The following is a 15,525-nucleotide window of genomic DNA, read 5'->3' on the forward strand; positions in this document are numbered from 1 at the left end:
TGTCATATGACTCTGAAATAAATTCAGAGCGACAACGACACAAAGTTTAATTCTAATTTCAAAAATCATGAAAACAATAAAAATATTCAGCATCATTATGTTGCTATTTGCCGTTAAAGCTTCGGCGCAACAAATATCAACAGCAGATTTACAGGTTACCGGTTTAACCTGCTCAATGTGTTCTAACGCCACTCAAAAATCGTTAGAAACGTTAGGCTTCATCAATACAGTAAAGCCAGATTTAAATAAAAACATCTTTGTATTAACATTTAAAAAAGGCGCTGATATTAACATCGATTTAATTCGTAAGAAAGTACAGGATGCTGGTTTTTCGGTTGGTGGTTTAACTGCCGATTTCACTTTCAATCAGGTAAAAGTCGACGATAAAGGTCAGGCGATTGTGGATGGTAATGTTTATCGATTTGTAAATGCAAAAAACAAAACCTTAAACGGAACAGTAAAAGCATCGGTAGTGGATAAAAATTTCATTTCAGGTTCTGCATTTAAAAAACAAGCTGCGACTGCAAATTCTGATGCTTACGCAAGCGGAACCGCTGTGGTAAACGGAAAGAAAACTCGTGTTTATCACTTAGTGCTTTCTTAAACCATGAGCAGATTATTAGTTATGGTGTTGGTTTTAATCAGCACTTTTAATCTTGCTTCAAGTCAGGAACTTTACGTTTTTACCGAGCCTGCGAGCAACATGCCGACTAAATCGATTGGGATACGTTTAACTAACGAAGGGATGTTGAACAATCCAGGGTTTGTAAGCAGAACCATTCCAGAGGTAATGTTTGGCTTTAACAAAAATCTGATGGCACATGCACAGGCATTTCTATCCGATATGGATGGTCGATATCGCCTCGAAGGTGGAAGTTTGTACGCAAAGTACCGTTTTTTATCAATAGATGAAGCTCAAAGCCATTTTAGAGCCGCCGCATTTGGTAGAATAAGCACAAGTAAAAGACCGGAAATAAGTAGAGATATTAATCTGGAGGGTGATAATACGGGTTGGCAAGCGGGTTTAATATTTACCCAGTTGATACATAAATTGGCTCTTTCGGCTACATTAGGCTACACCGATGCCATTGTAAATGATAAGGTTAATCGATTTGCGCCAAAGCCCGATAAGATGCTTTCTTACAGTTTATCGTCTGGTTATTTGGTTTTGCCAGTCGTTTATAAAAACTATAAGGAACCCAATTTTAATGTCTATTTTGAAATGTTGGGCAAAACAGACCCTGGTACGGGCGAATCTTATTTAGATTTAGCGCCTGCCGTTCAGGTTATTTTGAACAGCAGAACCAGAATTGATTTAGGTTATCGTTTTCAGGCAACTGGAAATATGGCAAACCGATATTTAAAAAACATGTATCTGCTAAGAGCAGAATTTAACTTTTTTAATGCATTAAAATAAAAAAATACGATGAACCTGTTTAAGCAACAAATCTTAATTATTTACAGCCTACACAAGTTTCATCACAAACAATTAAAATATATTCAAGATGAAAAAAATCATGATAATGATGGCAATAATTGCCATTGCAAGTGTAAAATTAACATTTGCGCAAAGCAAAACCGATGCAGCTTTTAATCAATTATTATCGGCTTATTACGATGTAAAAAATGCTTTAGCAACTGATAAGAATGATGTAGCAGTAGAAAAAGTAAAGACTTTATTAGCAAAAGTTGATGCCATTCCACACAAAGATTTACCTGCAACACAACACACGCTTTGGATGGAACAAGCTAAAATCATCAAAGCAAAAGCTACAGAATTAGCCGCTGGAAAAGATATCAAGGCTCAAAGAAAATCTTTTGAAGGTATTTCGTATGCAATGATTAAAACAGTAAGAAATATCAAATTCAACAGTGCAACAGTTTATGTTCAGCATTGCCCAATGGCGAAAGCAAGTTGGTTAAATGAGAAAGAAAACATCGAAAATCCATACTACGGAAGTATGATGTTCGATTGTGGCGACGTTTCTGAAACCATTAAATTGAAATAATGAATTTGCATATCAAAAATATGGTATGCAACCGCTGCAAAATGGTGGTTAAAGCTGAGTTGGAAAAACTCGGCTTTAACCCTATTTCGGTTGAATTGGGAACTGTTTCCATCAAGGAAAATATTTCTGCTGATGATAAAATGAAGCTATCTGAGAGATTAAATTCTTTTGGCTTTGAACTTTTAGAGGATAAGAAAACTCAAATTACCGAGCAAATCAAAACTTCCATCATCAATTTGGTTCACTATACAAAAGAACCTTTAAAAATTAATCTATCCTCTTATTTAAGCGAGCATCTTAATATCGAATATCCACAGTTAAGCGCTATATTTTCTGAAATTGAAAATCAAACTATTGAAAAGTATTTCATCGCCCAAAAAATAGAAAAGGCGAAAGAAATGCTTACTTATGGCGAATTAACGCTGAGCGAAATTGCATATCAGTTGAATTATAGCAGCGTTGCGCATCTTTCGGCTCAATTTAAAAAAGTTACAACCTTAACGCCTTCAGTCTATAAAAATGAAACATCTGATAAAAGAAAAACATTGGATGAAATTTGAAATTCTTCTATCAATCACTCCGTCAGTTGAAACTGACGGCAAAGAATGCTAACGATAATAACCGATTAGGCACAATGCTATTCATTGCCGTCGACTTTAGTCGACGAAAAAAAGAGCAGATGGCTTTAGCCACCCTATCTTTTCTTAACATATATCAAGTAGCAAAAACTGGCGATGCTGTAACTTTACATAAAAATTCAACAGCATGCCAACCTTATCACAATTCAGAAGTTTTACGCAACGTTTGCCTAAAACAGATTTGATGCCTACACTTTTTATTGGTCACGGTTCGCCAATGAACGGCATTGAAAATAATGAATTTAGCCAAAGTTGGGCCGAATTGGCTACATATATACCTGTTCCAAAAGCCGTTTTAGTTGTATCTGCGCATTGGTATACACATGGAACTTTCGTTACAGCTATGGATTTTCCATCAACAATTCACGATTTTGGTGGATTTCCGCAAGCGTTGTTTGATGTACAATACCCTGCTTCTGGTGATGTCGAATTAGCAGCTGAAATTCCATCGTTAATTCACTCTACGAACGTTAATTTAGACCACGATTGGGGCTTGGACCACGGAACATGGACCATCATCAGACATATGTATCCAAAAGCTAATATCCCTGTATTGCAATTAAGCATTGATTATACAAAATCGCCAGAACAGCACTACGAAATTGCTAAGGAGATTTATGCTTTGCGCAAAAAAGGCGTTTTAGTTATCGGGAGTGGAAATATGGTACATAATCTTCGTATGTTAAGCTGGGAAATGATAAACGGTGGCGGTTACGATTGGGCAAATGAGATGAACGATAAATTTAAAAACCTAATTGCAAACGGCGACCATAAACCTTTAATTGATTATAGAAATTTGGGGAGCGATGCGATGTTGGCCATCCCAACACCCGAACACTATTTACCTTTAATTTATACTTTGGGTTTGAAGAATGATAAAGAAGAAATTTCTTTCTTTAATGATAAAGCAGTTGGTGGTTCGTTAACCATGACATCGGTTTTGATTGGGTAGGATTTTAGCAGCAACTTCAAATACCCTGTCATTCTGAGGCACGAAGAATCTGCAGCCTATGAAACAGATTCTTCGTGCCTCAGAATGACATAATTTTTCAAAATTCTATAACATTTTATGATTATTCTGTAACGATTTCCGTCCTCATATAAGGTAAATTTGCTTAAAATTTCAGTTATGACACATACCTATCAACTTACTGGCATGACTTGCAGTAGTTGCGAAAATAAAGTTAAAAACAACCTTTTAATTCTACCTGATGTAACTGCCGTAGAGGTTTCTAAAGATGCCAATTCTGCAACCATCAGTATGGAAAAACATATTAGTGTAGATGATTTACAAAAAGCTTTGGGTGGCAACGATAGTAAATATCAAATTGCTCCTAATGCACACAGCGAAATAGCCGAAGAAACAAAATCATGGGCTGAAACCTATAAACCTATTCTTTTAATTTTTGGTTACGTAACTACAATTTCGTTATTGGTTGCCTGGCAACAAAATACTGTAAACTGGATGGTTTTTATGCGTGTTTTTATGGCAGGCTTCTTCTTAACCTTTTCTTTTTTTAAGATGTTAAACCTCAAAGCTTTTGCCGAGAGTTATGTGATGTATGATATCGTAGCAAAAAAATTTAGTGCCTGGGGTTATATTTATGCTTTTATTGAACTTGGTTTGGGCTTAAGTTTTGCCCTTAATTTAGCGCCAGTTGTGGTAAACTGGGTAACTTTGGTTGTAATGACCGTAAGTATTCTCGGCGTTATAGAAAGTGTTTTAAATAAGAAAAAGATTCAATGCGCTTGTTTAGGTGCTGTTTTTAATCTACCGATGAGTACCGTTACTATTGTTGAAGATGCAATGATGATTGCAATGAGTGCAGCAATGTTAATTTTGATGTGAGTTTTAAGTAACTGTATTTGTGATGTGAGCCAGATGGTGTTTTCCATGCCAAGCATAAGTACCCAACATATTGGCTAAAGTAAATTCTTTACCGTGTTCTGGGTGGATATAGGTTCGTTGAAAATCTTCAATTTTTAAGGTTTTTAAAAAAACGACCAAACGTTGGTGCAAGGCTGTAAGCAAAACAACAGAAATTGAAATATCACCATTTTTTGCATCCTCAGTTTCGGCCCAACGCTCTTCAAAATATGGTCTGATGGTAGGAATATCTTCTGTAATCGCTTGCTTGAAACGGATATATGCATTTACATGGCTATCTGGAAGATGATGAACAACCTGTCGCAAAGTCCAGCTATTGGGGCGATAAGTTTGATTGAGTTCATCATTACTTAGATTTTGAGTAGCTTCTTTGATTTGATCAGGCAAAGCCTCAATTTCCGAAATCCAGATATTCATCTGTTTCTCATCTAAAACTTCTGGCATGATAAATTGCCCGATTGGGTATTTGAGTTGTTCTAAATCCATATTGGAAAAATAGGGCTTTTATAAGAATTATTAGGAAGTTTTTTTACCACTGAAACACAGAAATCAGGGAATGTCTTGCTTTAATCCAGTTTATCCTGAAAATCTTAAAATCCTGCTCTACATTAGCTTTTTTAACCATTTGAGTAAACCCATTTTATATGGAGGATAAATCATTTTGGTCATCCCTAATTTAGATTGAGAAACAACAGCTCTTTCGTGTGAAAAATTTTTGAAACCGAATATTCCATGTGAGCTGCCCATTCCGCTACTGTTAACGCCACCAAAAGGTAAATTCGGGTTGCTGATGTGAACCAAAACATCGTTAACACAAGTACCGCCTGAGCTGGTTTCCTTAATAATTTTTTCCTTATAGGTCGAATTTTCAGAAAAGATATAAAGTGCCAAAGGTTTACTCTTTGAGTTTACAAAATCTATCGCCTGTTGTAAATTTTTATACTTTACTATCGGTAAAACCGGACCAAAAATTTCTTCCTGCATAATGCTGTTTTCTGAACTTACGAAAGTTAAAACCGTTGGATTTATTGTTAAAGATTCGTGGTTTGTTTCTCCACCAAATTCTAGTTTGGCCCCATCATTTACTGCATTTTTTATTAATCCGTCCAATCGTTTAAATTGTTTTTCATTGATGATTTTACCAAAAACCTGTTCATTAATTTTTCCATCAATAAAAAACATTTTTTGGGCTGCTGTTTTAAAATGACTTATAAATTCTGCTTCTCGTTTCTCATCAATTAAAACATAATCTGGAGCGATACAAGTTTGACCAGCATTAACCAACTTGCCCCAGGCAATTTTCTCCGCCGCCTTCTTTAAATCAGCAGAATTATCAATTATTGCAGGTGATTTTCCACCTAACTCTAACGTTACCGACGTGAGATTTTTAGACGCTGCCTCCATTACAACCCTGCCGATTGCAGTACTACCTGTAAAAAAAATATGGTCGAATGGGTGTTTCAGTAATGTTGTGGAAACATCCGCATCACCCTCAAAACAGGCAATCTCTTTTTCATCAAAAGTTTTGGAAATGATTTCATTAATCACAGTGGCAGTATTTGAACTTATTTCTGATGGCTTTAATATCACACAATTTCCAGCTGCTATTGCAGAAATCAGCGGACTCATAACCAGTTGAAAAGGATAATTCCAAGGTGCAATTATCAAACAAACACCTTTAGGCTCATAGTATATTTTGTTGCTGGCAAGAAGATTACTGATTGTTTTAGCAACCGATTTTGGTTTCATCCAGCTTTTAAGTTTCTTAATCGCATGGTCTATCTCAGCATAAGTAAAAAACAATTCGGTTACAGCGGTTTCAAATTGGCTTTTACGCAGGTCTTTTTCCAAAGCAACATATATCTCTTCTTCCGAATTTTCTATTGCTTGCTTAAGATTTTTCAATTTCGAAATTCTAATTTTTGCATCCGTTTTACGTAAATCGAATTTGTGTTGCTGTTGTAAATCGAATACCGATTTTATTTTTTTTTCCATTTGATTTTCTGTCATCTTGAGCTTGTCGAAAGGGAATGCCAAGTCTTCTATAAACTCAGACTGGCACCAGTATTCGCAATTTAAATTTAGTTAAAATCAATTCATTTCATCAAAAACTCATCCATTTAAAGCATATTGCAATTAATTTTAAATCACACAAATGAAGAAATTGTTTTTTGCTTTAGCATTCTTAATCCCAACGGTTACTTATGCACAAACCATTAAAACAGATGTTTTAGTTTTAGGTAATTCAAATTCTGCTTTTGCCGCAGGCGTTCAGGCATCAGAATCCGGTGTAAATGCAATTATTTTAACACAAAGTGATGGCCTTAAACTAGCAGATTTTAAAAACCTTTCAGAAAATGGAGTGAAAATGGCATTTGAAAAGAGGGCCAGAAAATCTTTAAAAATTGCTGATAGTGTTGCGCTTCCAGAAATAACTAATCAAATTTTAAATGCTGTGATTAAAAACTGGGCAGATAGTTCTAAACTTTTCGATGTAATTAACAACACGCCATATTATGAAATAAAACGTTCGGGCAATGGTTGGGAAGCAAAACTTACAAAAGATAAAAGCATTAAAGCAAAAATTCTAATTGTTGCAGATGATATTCAGAAAGTCCTTCCAGCATTAAAAATCTCAAGTTTAAATCCCACTGAAACAAGCAAACTAAACTATTCTGAAAATCTTTATCGCACCACAATTGGGGGAATAAACGGAACGTCAGATTTTTTATCGCTTTACAATTTGCTAATTCCTAATCAAGAAAACATCCTTTATATTAAACCCAATAAATACGAAATTGGGCAAGCAACTGGAGCAACCGCAGCTTATGCGGCGTTTTTTCAAACCAAAACCAGTTTATCAAATTTAAAAAGAATACAAGGCGAATTGTTAAGTTATAAACTTCCATTACTGCCTTTTGAGGATGTAAAAATTGCAGATTCAAATTGGTTAGCAATTCAAAAAGTTGGCATAACTGGGATTCTAAAGGCAGAAATAAGAGGAGAGAAATTATTTTTCAATCCGGAGAACGAGGTTTCTTATAATGAAATTAAGCAACCCATTAAAGATTACTATTATAAGGCTCAAATCTGGTTTGACGACCACCAAAATGTACCAATTAATTTAGAAAACACAATTTTAATGGTTAGCTATGTTGGTAATAAAGCTGTGGATGCAACGAAAACCGAGATTGAAAAAAAATGGAACAAGAGTTATAAATTTTCATCAAAATATGATTTAAAAAAGGTTTTAACTCGAAGAGAATTTTCGGTTATCGTTAACGAATATTTAAAGCCATTTGATGTTGTGAATGTAGATAGAACAGGAAGAGTAATTCGATAAGTATCTACAGCTTTTTTGCCGCGGAAACACGGAATACACGGAAAAAATTCCTTCTATAATCCGTGTATAAGTGGCAAATATTTGATGCTTTTCTATTTTCTTATCATAAATTTTTATATCAAATTACCTTTACGAGTAAAGAAAAAATTCTCAACCTAATCGTGTAAATCTGTATTTTCGTGGCAATTATTTCCTGTTCAGTGTTGTAACATTTCCATTTCCTTTCAGATTTAGAATCGGCATTATCTAAATTGCATCATCCAAACTAAATTCATGAAAAAATATTTACTCTTTCTACTGTTATGTACAGGAGAATATACTTTTGCACAACAAATTGCGCCATTAACTGTAGAAAAAATAATGCGAGACCCAAAATGGATGGGAACTTCGCCTACAAATTTCCGTTGGACAGCAGATAGTAAAACGCTATACTTTAATTGGAATCCCGAGAATAAAACAAAGGAAGAATTATATAAAATATCAGCTATTGCTACAAAACCATTAAAGACTGTTGATAAAGAAGATGAAAAATTATTAAGCCTCAACTATGTTCATAATAAAGATAAATCTTTGGGCTTGGTTGAGAAAAGCGGAGATATTTATCTTCAAAATTTCAAAACAAAAAAAGAAACCCGCTTAACTAATACGATGGAACGCGAAAGCACACCCGTATTTCTTACCAACGGGAATATTGCTTATCAGCTCGGCGATAATATTTTCGAATTAGATTTAAAAACAGCCGAAACGAAGCAAATTACCAATTTTGTTAAAGGCAAAGCTGTCGGAAGAACGCCTGGAAAAGCTGTATCCGAGCAAGATAATTGGTTAAAAGCTCAACAAACCGAATTATTTGACATCATCAAAAAACGGAATGCGGAGAATCGTGTTGGTGGCATTCGTGGTGGAAGAGGTCGATTTGCTGCATCATCTGCAGATACAAAATCTTTAAAACCACTTTATACTGATGATAAGTTTCTGAATGGCGTTGTAATCAGTCCCGATGGAAGATTTGTAACCTACAAATTAACTACGCCCGCGCAAAATAACCATAGCACCATTGTACCTAATTACGTTACAGCATCTGGTTATACTGAAGATATTCCAGGCAGAACAAAGGTTGGTGAAAATGAAAACATATCGCAAGGATTTATTTTTGACACACAAAGGGATACCGTATATGCCATTCAAACTGCAACAATACCTGGAATTAAAGACATTCCCGATTTTTACAAAGATTACCCGAAAGTATTGGATAGTTTAAAAAAGAAAAACGCTGATAGACCCGTTAATTTCTTTGGTCCACAATGGAATGAAAATGGAACCATAGGAATCATGATTGCTACTTCTGCTGATAATAAAGACCGTTGGATTTTAAAACTAGATGCGCTGACTGGCAAATTTGATTTAATAGACCGCCAACATGATGAAGCTTGGATTGGTGGACCGGGTATTAGCGGATTCTTTCAGGGTAGTACAGGTTGGATTGATAATAACCGCTTTTACTATCAGAGCGAAGCATCGGGATATTCACATTTGTACGTCACGAATGTTTCAACTGGTGATAAGAAACAACTGACCTCTGGAAAATATGAGGTACAATCTGTCCAACTCTCAAAAGACAACAGCACGTTTTATTTGAAAACGAATAAGGAACACCCAGGCATTACCAATTTCTTTAAAATAAGCGTGAATGGCGGTGAGCTTTATCAAATCACAACAATGAAAGGTTTAAATGATATTACCTTATCACCAGATGAAAAATACATCGCCATTAACTATTCATACTTGAACAAACCAAATGAATTATACATTCAGGCAAATAAAGTTGGCGCTAAAGCGGTTAAAATTACTGAATCCACTTCTACTGAATTTAATTCTTATAAATGGCGTGAACCGGATATGGTTTCATTTAAAAACCGTTACGGAGCAGATGTTTATGCAAGGGTTTACAAGTCAGATAAGCCTCATTCAAATCACCCTGCTGTAGTTTTCGTTCATGGCGCAGGCTATTTACAGAATATTCACTTTGGCTGGAGCACCTATTTCCGAGAGTATATGTTTAATAATTTATTAGCTGATAATGGCTACACGGTTATTGACATAGACTATACGGCGAGCTCTGGTTACGGTCGCGACCACAGAACTGGTATTTACCGCCATATGGGAGGAAAAGATTTAACAGACCAGGTTGATGGTGTTAAATTTTTAGTCGAAAAATATGGTGTTAACCCTAAACATGTGGGTTTGTATGGCGGTTCTTACGGAGGTTTTATAACATTAATGGCTATGTTTAACGAATCGGATGTTTTTGCGAGTGGTGCTGCCTTACGTTCAGTTACTGATTGGGCACATTACAACCACGGCTATACATCAAACATCTTAAATGAGCCCTTTAACGACCCAATTGCTTACAAAAAGAGTTCACCAATATACTTTGCTGATAAGCTGAAAGGAAACTTATTAATGGCGCACGGCATGGTGGATGTTAATGTTCACTTTCAAGATATTGTTCGCATTTCGCAACGTTTTATAGAACTTGGAAAAGATAATTGGGAATTAGCTGTTTATCCTGTTGAAGATCATGGTTTTATCGAGCCAAGCAGCTGGACCGATGAATATAAACGGATATTTAAACTTTACGAAAATACTTTAAAGAAATAGATTTATAAATCCCTCTTAATAAAAATTAAGGGGGATTTTTTCTTAACGGTTTCGTTATTCTCAGGTATACGGGAGAATCTTAAAACTATTTAAAGAATGTTACGCCTCGATCTTCTTTCCGTTATTGAGTGCCTTTTTTAATAGATTTAAAATCCTTATATAAAAGAAATGCCTTTGGGAACCACTCCAAAGGCATAATCAACCTAAACCTCAAACTAAACTATGAAAAATCTTTTGTCTGTTACGACTATATTTTGTTTCCGCAGGGCGGATATTATTATCTATTTCCTGAAGAGATAAAATAAAATATTTGTTTCTCTTTTTGGTGGTGCAAAGGTAAGAACTATTAATTAATTACAAAATATTTTTTTAAAATAATTTAGAAAATACAAATTTATGACAAAGCGTTGGTTTTCGACAATATAAAAAACCAAGTTAACCTATTTATAATCAGCAACTTGAATCGATTCTTTACAAAATTCATATTCAGAAATTTGGTTAGAACCAATTATTGTTAATCTGTCTTTAGTGAAGTTTTCCATCAATTCGCGATACCAACTTATCCCTTGAAGGTCTAAATTACTAGTTGGTTCGTCTAAAAATAGAATCGGAGAATCAGAACAGCAAGCCAAAGCCAGCTTGGTTCTTTGCTTCATCCCAGACGAAAAATATTTAATTTGCTTATTAATAGATTTCTCCAGCCCTAGAACTGAAATAATAGATTTTGCATCAACACCAACAGCGAAATTTTTAAATTTAAAGTGAAAATCAATTGTTTCCCTCAAAGTAAATGTTTCCACTAATTCTAGGTAGGGAGCGGCTAAACCAATTTGCTTATAAATATTCTCGACAGGAATTTCTGTGTTATTTTCGGAGAAAAGAAGTTTACCTTCTGAAGGTGTAAGATTACCCGTAATAACGCTCAATAAGGTAGATTTGCCAGAACCATTCGGCCCTAGAATTGCGTAACTATTACCAGAATTAAATTCAAAGTTCAGATTTCTAAAAATCCATTCCTTATTAAATCTTCTTCCAACGTTATCTAAAACTATCTTCATATTAGGTATCAAGATGTTAGTATCAGGTATCAAGATTAGTAATTGTTTTAGCCATGCAAACACTATTATCTACACCAATGTACTGACCGTAGTTCTGCGTAATTTTATAACTAAGCTTTTGATAAAGAGAAATAGCCTCTGGTTGTTTTTTCCCAGTTTCCAAAACACACTCAGAGTACCCAAGTTCGGCAGCCCATTGCTCCAATTCTGTTAAAATTCTGGCTGCAAAACCTTGTTTCCTAAACTCAGGATGAACAAACATGCGTTTAACCTCTGCAGCGGTTTCAGAAAAAGGTTTAATTGCTCCACAAGCCACAGGAACTCCATCTTGATAAGCAACAACAACTTCTCTTATTAGATCGATTTTATTATACTGAGCATAAAATGAATGTTCTGCACCATCTCTAACAGCTAAATCTTTATCCAGCAATACAACCAGCTGCTTAAAATCCGAATTAGCAGAATCTGTTCTGATAAGCGTTACACCATCCATGATATTTTATATTACCATCTTAGATACCTAAGAAATTTAAGACCTAGGTTCTACCTAAACTAGCTGCCCATTCCAAAACCCTTCATCACACCACGGTTCGAGTTGCGAATAAAATCCACAATCTCATCACGGATTTCAGTAGGTTTAAATTCAGCCTCAATCATATCTAAGGCTTTGGTTACATTGTTATGTTTTACAAAAAGTACGCGGTAAATTTCCTGAATTTCATCGATTTGCTCATTAGTAAAACCTCTTCTTCTTAAACCAACGGAGTTGATGCCTGCATAAGAAAGTGGTTCACGAGCTGCCTTTACATATGGAGGCACATCTTTACGAACCAATGAACCGCCTGTTACAAAAGCATAAGAGCCAACTTTAACAAATTGATGAATCGCCACCAAACCAGCCAATACAACATTATTACCAATGGTGATGTGACCCGCCAAAGTTGTACTGTTCGAGAAAATACAATTATTTCCAACCTCACAATCGTGAGCAATGTGTGAATATGCTTGAATTAGGCAATTGCTACCAATTACTGTTTTCCACTTATCTTTTGTACCACGGTTTATGGTTACGCATTCGCGGATGGTTGTATTATCGCCAATTTCAGCAGTAGTAACTTCACCTGCAAATTTTAAATCTTGTGGCTCACCAGAAATTACTGCCCCAGGAAAGATACGACAGTTTTTACCTATCCGAGCACCATCCATTATGGTAACGTTAGAACCGATCCATGTGCCTTCACCAATAACAACATCCTTGTGTATGACTACGAAAGGTTCGATTACTACGTTTTCGGCTATTTTGGCTTGGGGATGAATATATGCTAAAGGTTGTATCATTATTGAGCAGGTTCTGTTTGTTTAACTTTTGAAATTTGCGCCATCATTTCGGCTTCTACAACGATTTTTTCGCCAACCATACCAACACCTTTCATTTGAGCGATGCCTCTTCTGATTGGTTCTAGTAAATCGCAACGGAAAACAATAGTATCGCCAGGAAGAACTTGCGCCCTGAAACGTACGTTGTCTATTTTTAAGAAATAAGTAAGGTAGTTGCTTGGGTCTGGCACGGTACTTAAAACCAAAATACCACCAACCTGAGCCATCGCCTCGATTTGAATTACGCCTGGGAAAACGGGCGCTCCAGGAAAATGCCCTTTAAAAAACTCCTCGTTCATGGTTACGTTTTTAACGCCCACAACATGGTTTTTAGAAAGTTCAAGAATTTTATCTACGAACAAAAACGGTTGGCGATGAGGCAAAATCTCCATAATCTGAACAATATCATACAATGGTTTTGCGCTTGGATCGTACACTTTCTGGATTTTTTTGTTTTTTTCTTTCTTAATTGCAGCTTTTATCTTTTTTGCAAAAGCAACGTTTGCAGCATGCCCAGGTCTGGCTGCCATAATATGGCCTTTTAAGTGCATACCCACTAAAGCCAAATCGCCTATCATATCTAACAATTTATGACGGGCAGGTTCATTTTGGTAGCGAAGTTCCATGTTATTCAGGATGCCCTGAGGTGCTACATCTATATCTTTACGGTTAAAAAGCTTTGCCAAGTGATTTAACTCATCTTTGGTTACTTCCTTATCAACAATTACGATAGCGTTATTTAAATCGCCGCCTTTAATTAAGTTGTGTTGTAACTGATATTCTAATTCGTGTAAGAAACAAAATGTTCTGCAAGAAGCAATTTCCTTTTTAAACTCAGCAATTGTATTAATCCCCGCGTGTTGGCTACCCAAAACCGGAGAATTATAATCAATCATACAGGTAAAACGATAGTCATCTAAAGGCATGGCTACAATTTCAACTTTTCTATCTGCTTCAGTATAAGTAATGTTATGCGGAATGGTAAAGTATTCGCGGTCAGCATTTTGCTCAATCGTTCCAACTTCTTCCAATAAATCAATAAATTGAATAGAACTTCCATCCATAATCGGCGTTTCAGGTCCATCTAATTTTATTAGAACGTTATCAAGATCCATACCTACAAGAGAGGCCATAACATGCTCTACAGTGCTAACACTAGCGCCATTTTGAGTTATTGTCGTTCCACGAGAAGTGTCGGTAACATTATCTGCATCTGCATCAATAATTGGCTGGCCATCCAAATCTACACGTTGGAATTTAAAGCCATGATTTTCTGGCGCAGGGCAAAAAGTTAAGGTAACATTAGCACCGGTGTGTAAACCCACGCCCGAAGCTGATATTTCTTTGTTAATCGTTCTTTGTCTAACGTTCATTGTTTATTGTATTCTTTTCGATTTCAGATGTAAGTCTTTTTATTTCCTCTTCGAGTACGTTTATTCTCTTTTCAACATCAGGCAGATGCTTAAAAATTACTGAAGCACGCATCCAATTACGCAAAGGTTGCGCAGGGCTGCCATGCCATTGTTTATCTTCTTCAGTTATATTAAAGTTGATACCTGCTTGTGCACCAATCTGTGTTCCTTTTGCTAAAGTTAAATGCCCGGCAATGCCCACCTGTCCTCCAATAACGGAATTAGGTCCAATCTTTGTACTACCAGAAACACCAGATTGAGCTGCTAGAACAGTATTTTCGCCAATCTCCGCATTGTGCGCAATTTGGATTAAATTATCAATTTTTGCACCCTTTTTTATGATGGTAGAACCCATAGTAGCCCTATCAATTGTAGTATTGGCACCAATTTCTACATCGTCTTCGATAATAACATTACCGATTTGTGGTATTTTATTATACGTTCCATCTTTTTGAGGAGCAAAGCCAAAACCATCGCTACCGATAACGGTATTTGAGTGTATGGTTACCCTTTTGCCTATAATCGAATTATGATAGATTTTTACCCCTGAAAAAAACGTGCTGTTCTCTCCTATTTTTGAATTTGCGCCAACAAAAGTTTGCGCATTTAATTTACAGCCATCAGCAATTTCCACGTTTTCAGAAACATAGGCAAAGGCATCAATAAAAACATTTTTACCCACTTTTGCCGTTGGATGAACAAAAGCCAGTTTATCAATCCCGGTTTGTTCTGCCTGTGCATTCATAGCTTCGTTATACTTATCTAACAAAACTGTAAATGAACTATATGGGTTTTCTACACGAATTAATGTGCTTGTAAATTCCTGAGTTGGAACGAAAGTTTTTGAAACGATAACTACCGAAGCCTGAGTAGAATATAAAAAATTCTCATATTTCGGATTGGAAAGAAAAGACAAAGAACCTTCTTTCCCATCTTCTATTTTAGACAGTTCGCTAACGGTTACATCCGGGTTACCATCAATGGTACCATCTAAAAAAAGACTTATCTGCTTGGCAGTAAATTGCATCGTACAAAGGTAAATGTTAAATTGATATGAACAAATAAACCTACAGGGCTTAATTGATGTATATTTTACGCAATAATAAGACTTAAAACGCCTCTAAAAACTAAATATTTTG

Annotated in this window: 15 protein-coding genes; 8 read left to right on the plus strand and 7 right to left on the minus strand. The window is 35.7% G+C overall.

The genetic code is table 11. The features are described from left to right. Positions 1-67 precede the first annotated feature (67 nt). The 6 genes from R2Q16_RS05075 to R2Q16_RS05100 all read left to right on the plus strand — a co-directional run bounded on the left by R2Q16_RS05075 (position 68) and on the right by R2Q16_RS05100 (position 4,496). On the plus strand, positions 68-604 hold the full coding sequence (locus tag R2Q16_RS05075) for a heavy-metal-associated domain-containing protein (RefSeq protein ID WP_316735547.1): 537 nt from the start codon (positions 68-70) through the stop codon (positions 602-604). A gap of 3 nt (positions 605-607) precedes the next feature. After that, the gene (locus tag R2Q16_RS05080; RefSeq protein WP_316735548.1) at positions 608-1,417 is read left to right on the plus strand and encodes a hypothetical protein; all 810 of its coding nucleotides are present in this window, start codon (positions 608-610) and stop codon (positions 1,415-1,417) included. 88 nt (positions 1,418-1,505) lie between these two features. Next, positions 1,506-2,009 (plus strand): DUF3347 domain-containing protein, encoded by a 504-nt coding sequence (locus R2Q16_RS05085; RefSeq protein ID WP_316735549.1) that lies wholly within the window; start codon positions 1,506-1,508, stop codon positions 2,007-2,009. Then, entirely contained in the window at positions 2,009-2,569 is a 561-nt protein-coding gene (locus tag R2Q16_RS05090) for an AraC family transcriptional regulator (RefSeq protein ID WP_316735551.1), read from the plus strand. The genes R2Q16_RS05085 and R2Q16_RS05090 overlap by 1 nt, the downstream gene beginning before the upstream one ends. A gap of 205 nt (positions 2,570-2,774) precedes the next feature. Beyond that, entirely contained in the window at positions 2,775-3,599 is an 825-nt protein-coding gene (gene ygiD, locus R2Q16_RS05095) for a 4,5-DOPA dioxygenase extradiol (protein ID WP_316735552.1), read from the plus strand. A 177-nt stretch (positions 3,600-3,776) separates the two neighbouring features. Continuing rightward, the gene (locus tag R2Q16_RS05100) at positions 3,777-4,496 is read left to right on the plus strand and encodes a heavy-metal-associated domain-containing protein (RefSeq protein ID WP_316735553.1); all 720 of its coding nucleotides are present in this window, start codon (positions 3,777-3,779) and stop codon (positions 4,494-4,496) included. A 3-nt stretch (positions 4,497-4,499) separates the two neighbouring features. Here R2Q16_RS05100 and R2Q16_RS05105 read toward each other — a convergent pair whose 3' ends face one another. Further along, entirely contained in the window at positions 4,500-5,021 is a 522-nt protein-coding gene (locus R2Q16_RS05105; protein ID WP_316735554.1) for a YfiT family bacillithiol transferase, read from the minus strand. Between the two features lie 117 nt (positions 5,022-5,138). After that, positions 5,139-6,530 (minus strand): aldehyde dehydrogenase family protein, encoded by a 1,392-nt coding sequence (locus R2Q16_RS05110; RefSeq protein ID WP_316735555.1) that lies wholly within the window; start codon positions 6,528-6,530, stop codon positions 5,139-5,141. 160 nt (positions 6,531-6,690) lie between these two features. On the opposite strand from R2Q16_RS05110, the gene R2Q16_RS05115 reads away from it, so the two are divergent. Then, positions 6,691-7,878, plus strand: coding sequence for a hypothetical protein (locus tag R2Q16_RS05115; protein WP_316735556.1), 1,188 nt, complete (start codon positions 6,691-6,693; stop codon positions 7,876-7,878). Between the two features lie 273 nt (positions 7,879-8,151). Beyond that, on the plus strand, positions 8,152-10,539 hold the full coding sequence (locus tag R2Q16_RS05120; RefSeq protein WP_316735557.1) for a S9 family peptidase: 2,388 nt from the start codon (positions 8,152-8,154) through the stop codon (positions 10,537-10,539). Between the two features lie 440 nt (positions 10,540-10,979). On the opposite strand, the gene R2Q16_RS05125 is transcribed toward R2Q16_RS05120, so the two are convergent. The 5 genes from R2Q16_RS05125 to lpxD are packed head-to-tail and all read right to left on the minus strand — an operon-like array spanning position 10,980 to position 15,413. Beyond that, on the minus strand, positions 10,980-11,597 hold the full coding sequence (locus tag R2Q16_RS05125; RefSeq protein ID WP_316735558.1) for an ABC transporter ATP-binding protein: 618 nt from the start codon (positions 11,595-11,597) through the stop codon (positions 10,980-10,982). 22 nt (positions 11,598-11,619) lie between these two features. Then, complete coding sequence (locus tag R2Q16_RS05130) at positions 11,620-12,090, minus strand: GNAT family N-acetyltransferase (protein WP_316735559.1); 471 nt, start codon at positions 12,088-12,090, stop codon at positions 11,620-11,622. Positions 12,091-12,149: 59 nt separating this feature from the next. Next, positions 12,150-12,935, minus strand: a complete 786-nt coding sequence (lpxA, locus tag R2Q16_RS05135; protein ID WP_010599175.1) for an acyl-ACP--UDP-N-acetylglucosamine O-acyltransferase — start codon at positions 12,933-12,935, stop codon at positions 12,150-12,152. Then, a complete protein-coding gene (locus R2Q16_RS05140) occupies positions 12,935-14,347 on the minus strand; it encodes a bifunctional UDP-3-O-[3-hydroxymyristoyl] N-acetylglucosamine deacetylase/3-hydroxyacyl-ACP dehydratase (protein ID WP_316735560.1) in 1,413 nt (470 codons plus the stop codon). Before R2Q16_RS05140 ends, lpxA begins: the two co-directional genes overlap by 1 nt. After that, positions 14,337-15,413: a UDP-3-O-(3-hydroxymyristoyl)glucosamine N-acyltransferase gene (lpxD, locus tag R2Q16_RS05145; RefSeq protein WP_316735561.1), complete on the minus strand. Its 1,077-nt coding sequence runs from the start codon at positions 15,411-15,413 to the stop codon at positions 14,337-14,339. The genes R2Q16_RS05140 and lpxD overlap by 11 nt, the downstream gene beginning before the upstream one ends. Between the last annotated feature and the right edge of the window lie 112 nt (positions 15,414-15,525).

This window comes from Pedobacter aquatilis (assembly GCF_032678425.1).
GTDB classification, from domain to species: Bacteria; Bacteroidota; Bacteroidia; order Sphingobacteriales; family Sphingobacteriaceae; genus Pedobacter; species Pedobacter aquatilis_B.

Excerpts from the sequence above, each read along its gene's own strand:
- R2Q16_RS05075 (WP_316735547.1), top strand. The coding sequence starts at position 68 with ATGAAAACAATAAAAATATTCAGCATCATTATGTTGCTATTTGCCGTT.
- R2Q16_RS05080 (WP_316735548.1), top strand. The coding sequence starts at position 608 with ATGAGCAGATTATTAGTTATGGTGTTGGTTTTAATCAGCACTTTTAAT.
- R2Q16_RS05085 (WP_316735549.1), top strand. The coding sequence starts at position 1,506 with ATGAAAAAAATCATGATAATGATGGCAATAATTGCCATTGCAAGTGTA.
- R2Q16_RS05090 (WP_316735551.1), top strand. The coding sequence starts at position 2,009 with ATGAATTTGCATATCAAAAATATGGTATGCAACCGCTGCAAAATGGTG.
- ygiD (WP_316735552.1), top strand. The coding sequence starts at position 2,775 with ATGCCAACCTTATCACAATTCAGAAGTTTTACGCAACGTTTGCCTAAA.
- R2Q16_RS05100 (WP_316735553.1), top strand. The coding sequence starts at position 3,777 with ATGACACATACCTATCAACTTACTGGCATGACTTGCAGTAGTTGCGAA.
- R2Q16_RS05105 (WP_316735554.1), bottom strand. The coding sequence starts at position 5,021 with ATGGATTTAGAACAACTCAAATACCCAATCGGGCAATTTATCATGCCA.
- R2Q16_RS05110 (WP_316735555.1), bottom strand. The coding sequence starts at position 6,530 with ATGGAAAAAAAAATAAAATCGGTATTCGATTTACAACAGCAACACAAA.
- R2Q16_RS05115 (WP_316735556.1), top strand. The coding sequence starts at position 6,691 with ATGAAGAAATTGTTTTTTGCTTTAGCATTCTTAATCCCAACGGTTACT.
- R2Q16_RS05120 (WP_316735557.1), top strand. The coding sequence starts at position 8,152 with ATGAAAAAATATTTACTCTTTCTACTGTTATGTACAGGAGAATATACT.
- R2Q16_RS05125 (WP_316735558.1), bottom strand. The coding sequence starts at position 11,597 with ATGAAGATAGTTTTAGATAACGTTGGAAGAAGATTTAATAAGGAATGG.
- R2Q16_RS05130 (WP_316735559.1), bottom strand. The coding sequence starts at position 12,090 with ATGGATGGTGTAACGCTTATCAGAACAGATTCTGCTAATTCGGATTTT.
- lpxA (WP_010599175.1), bottom strand. The coding sequence starts at position 12,935 with ATGATACAACCTTTAGCATATATTCATCCCCAAGCCAAAATAGCCGAA.
- R2Q16_RS05140 (WP_316735560.1), bottom strand. The coding sequence starts at position 14,347 with ATGAACGTTAGACAAAGAACGATTAACAAAGAAATATCAGCTTCGGGC.
- lpxD (WP_316735561.1), bottom strand. The coding sequence starts at position 15,413 with ATGCAATTTACTGCCAAGCAGATAAGTCTTTTTTTAGATGGTACCATT.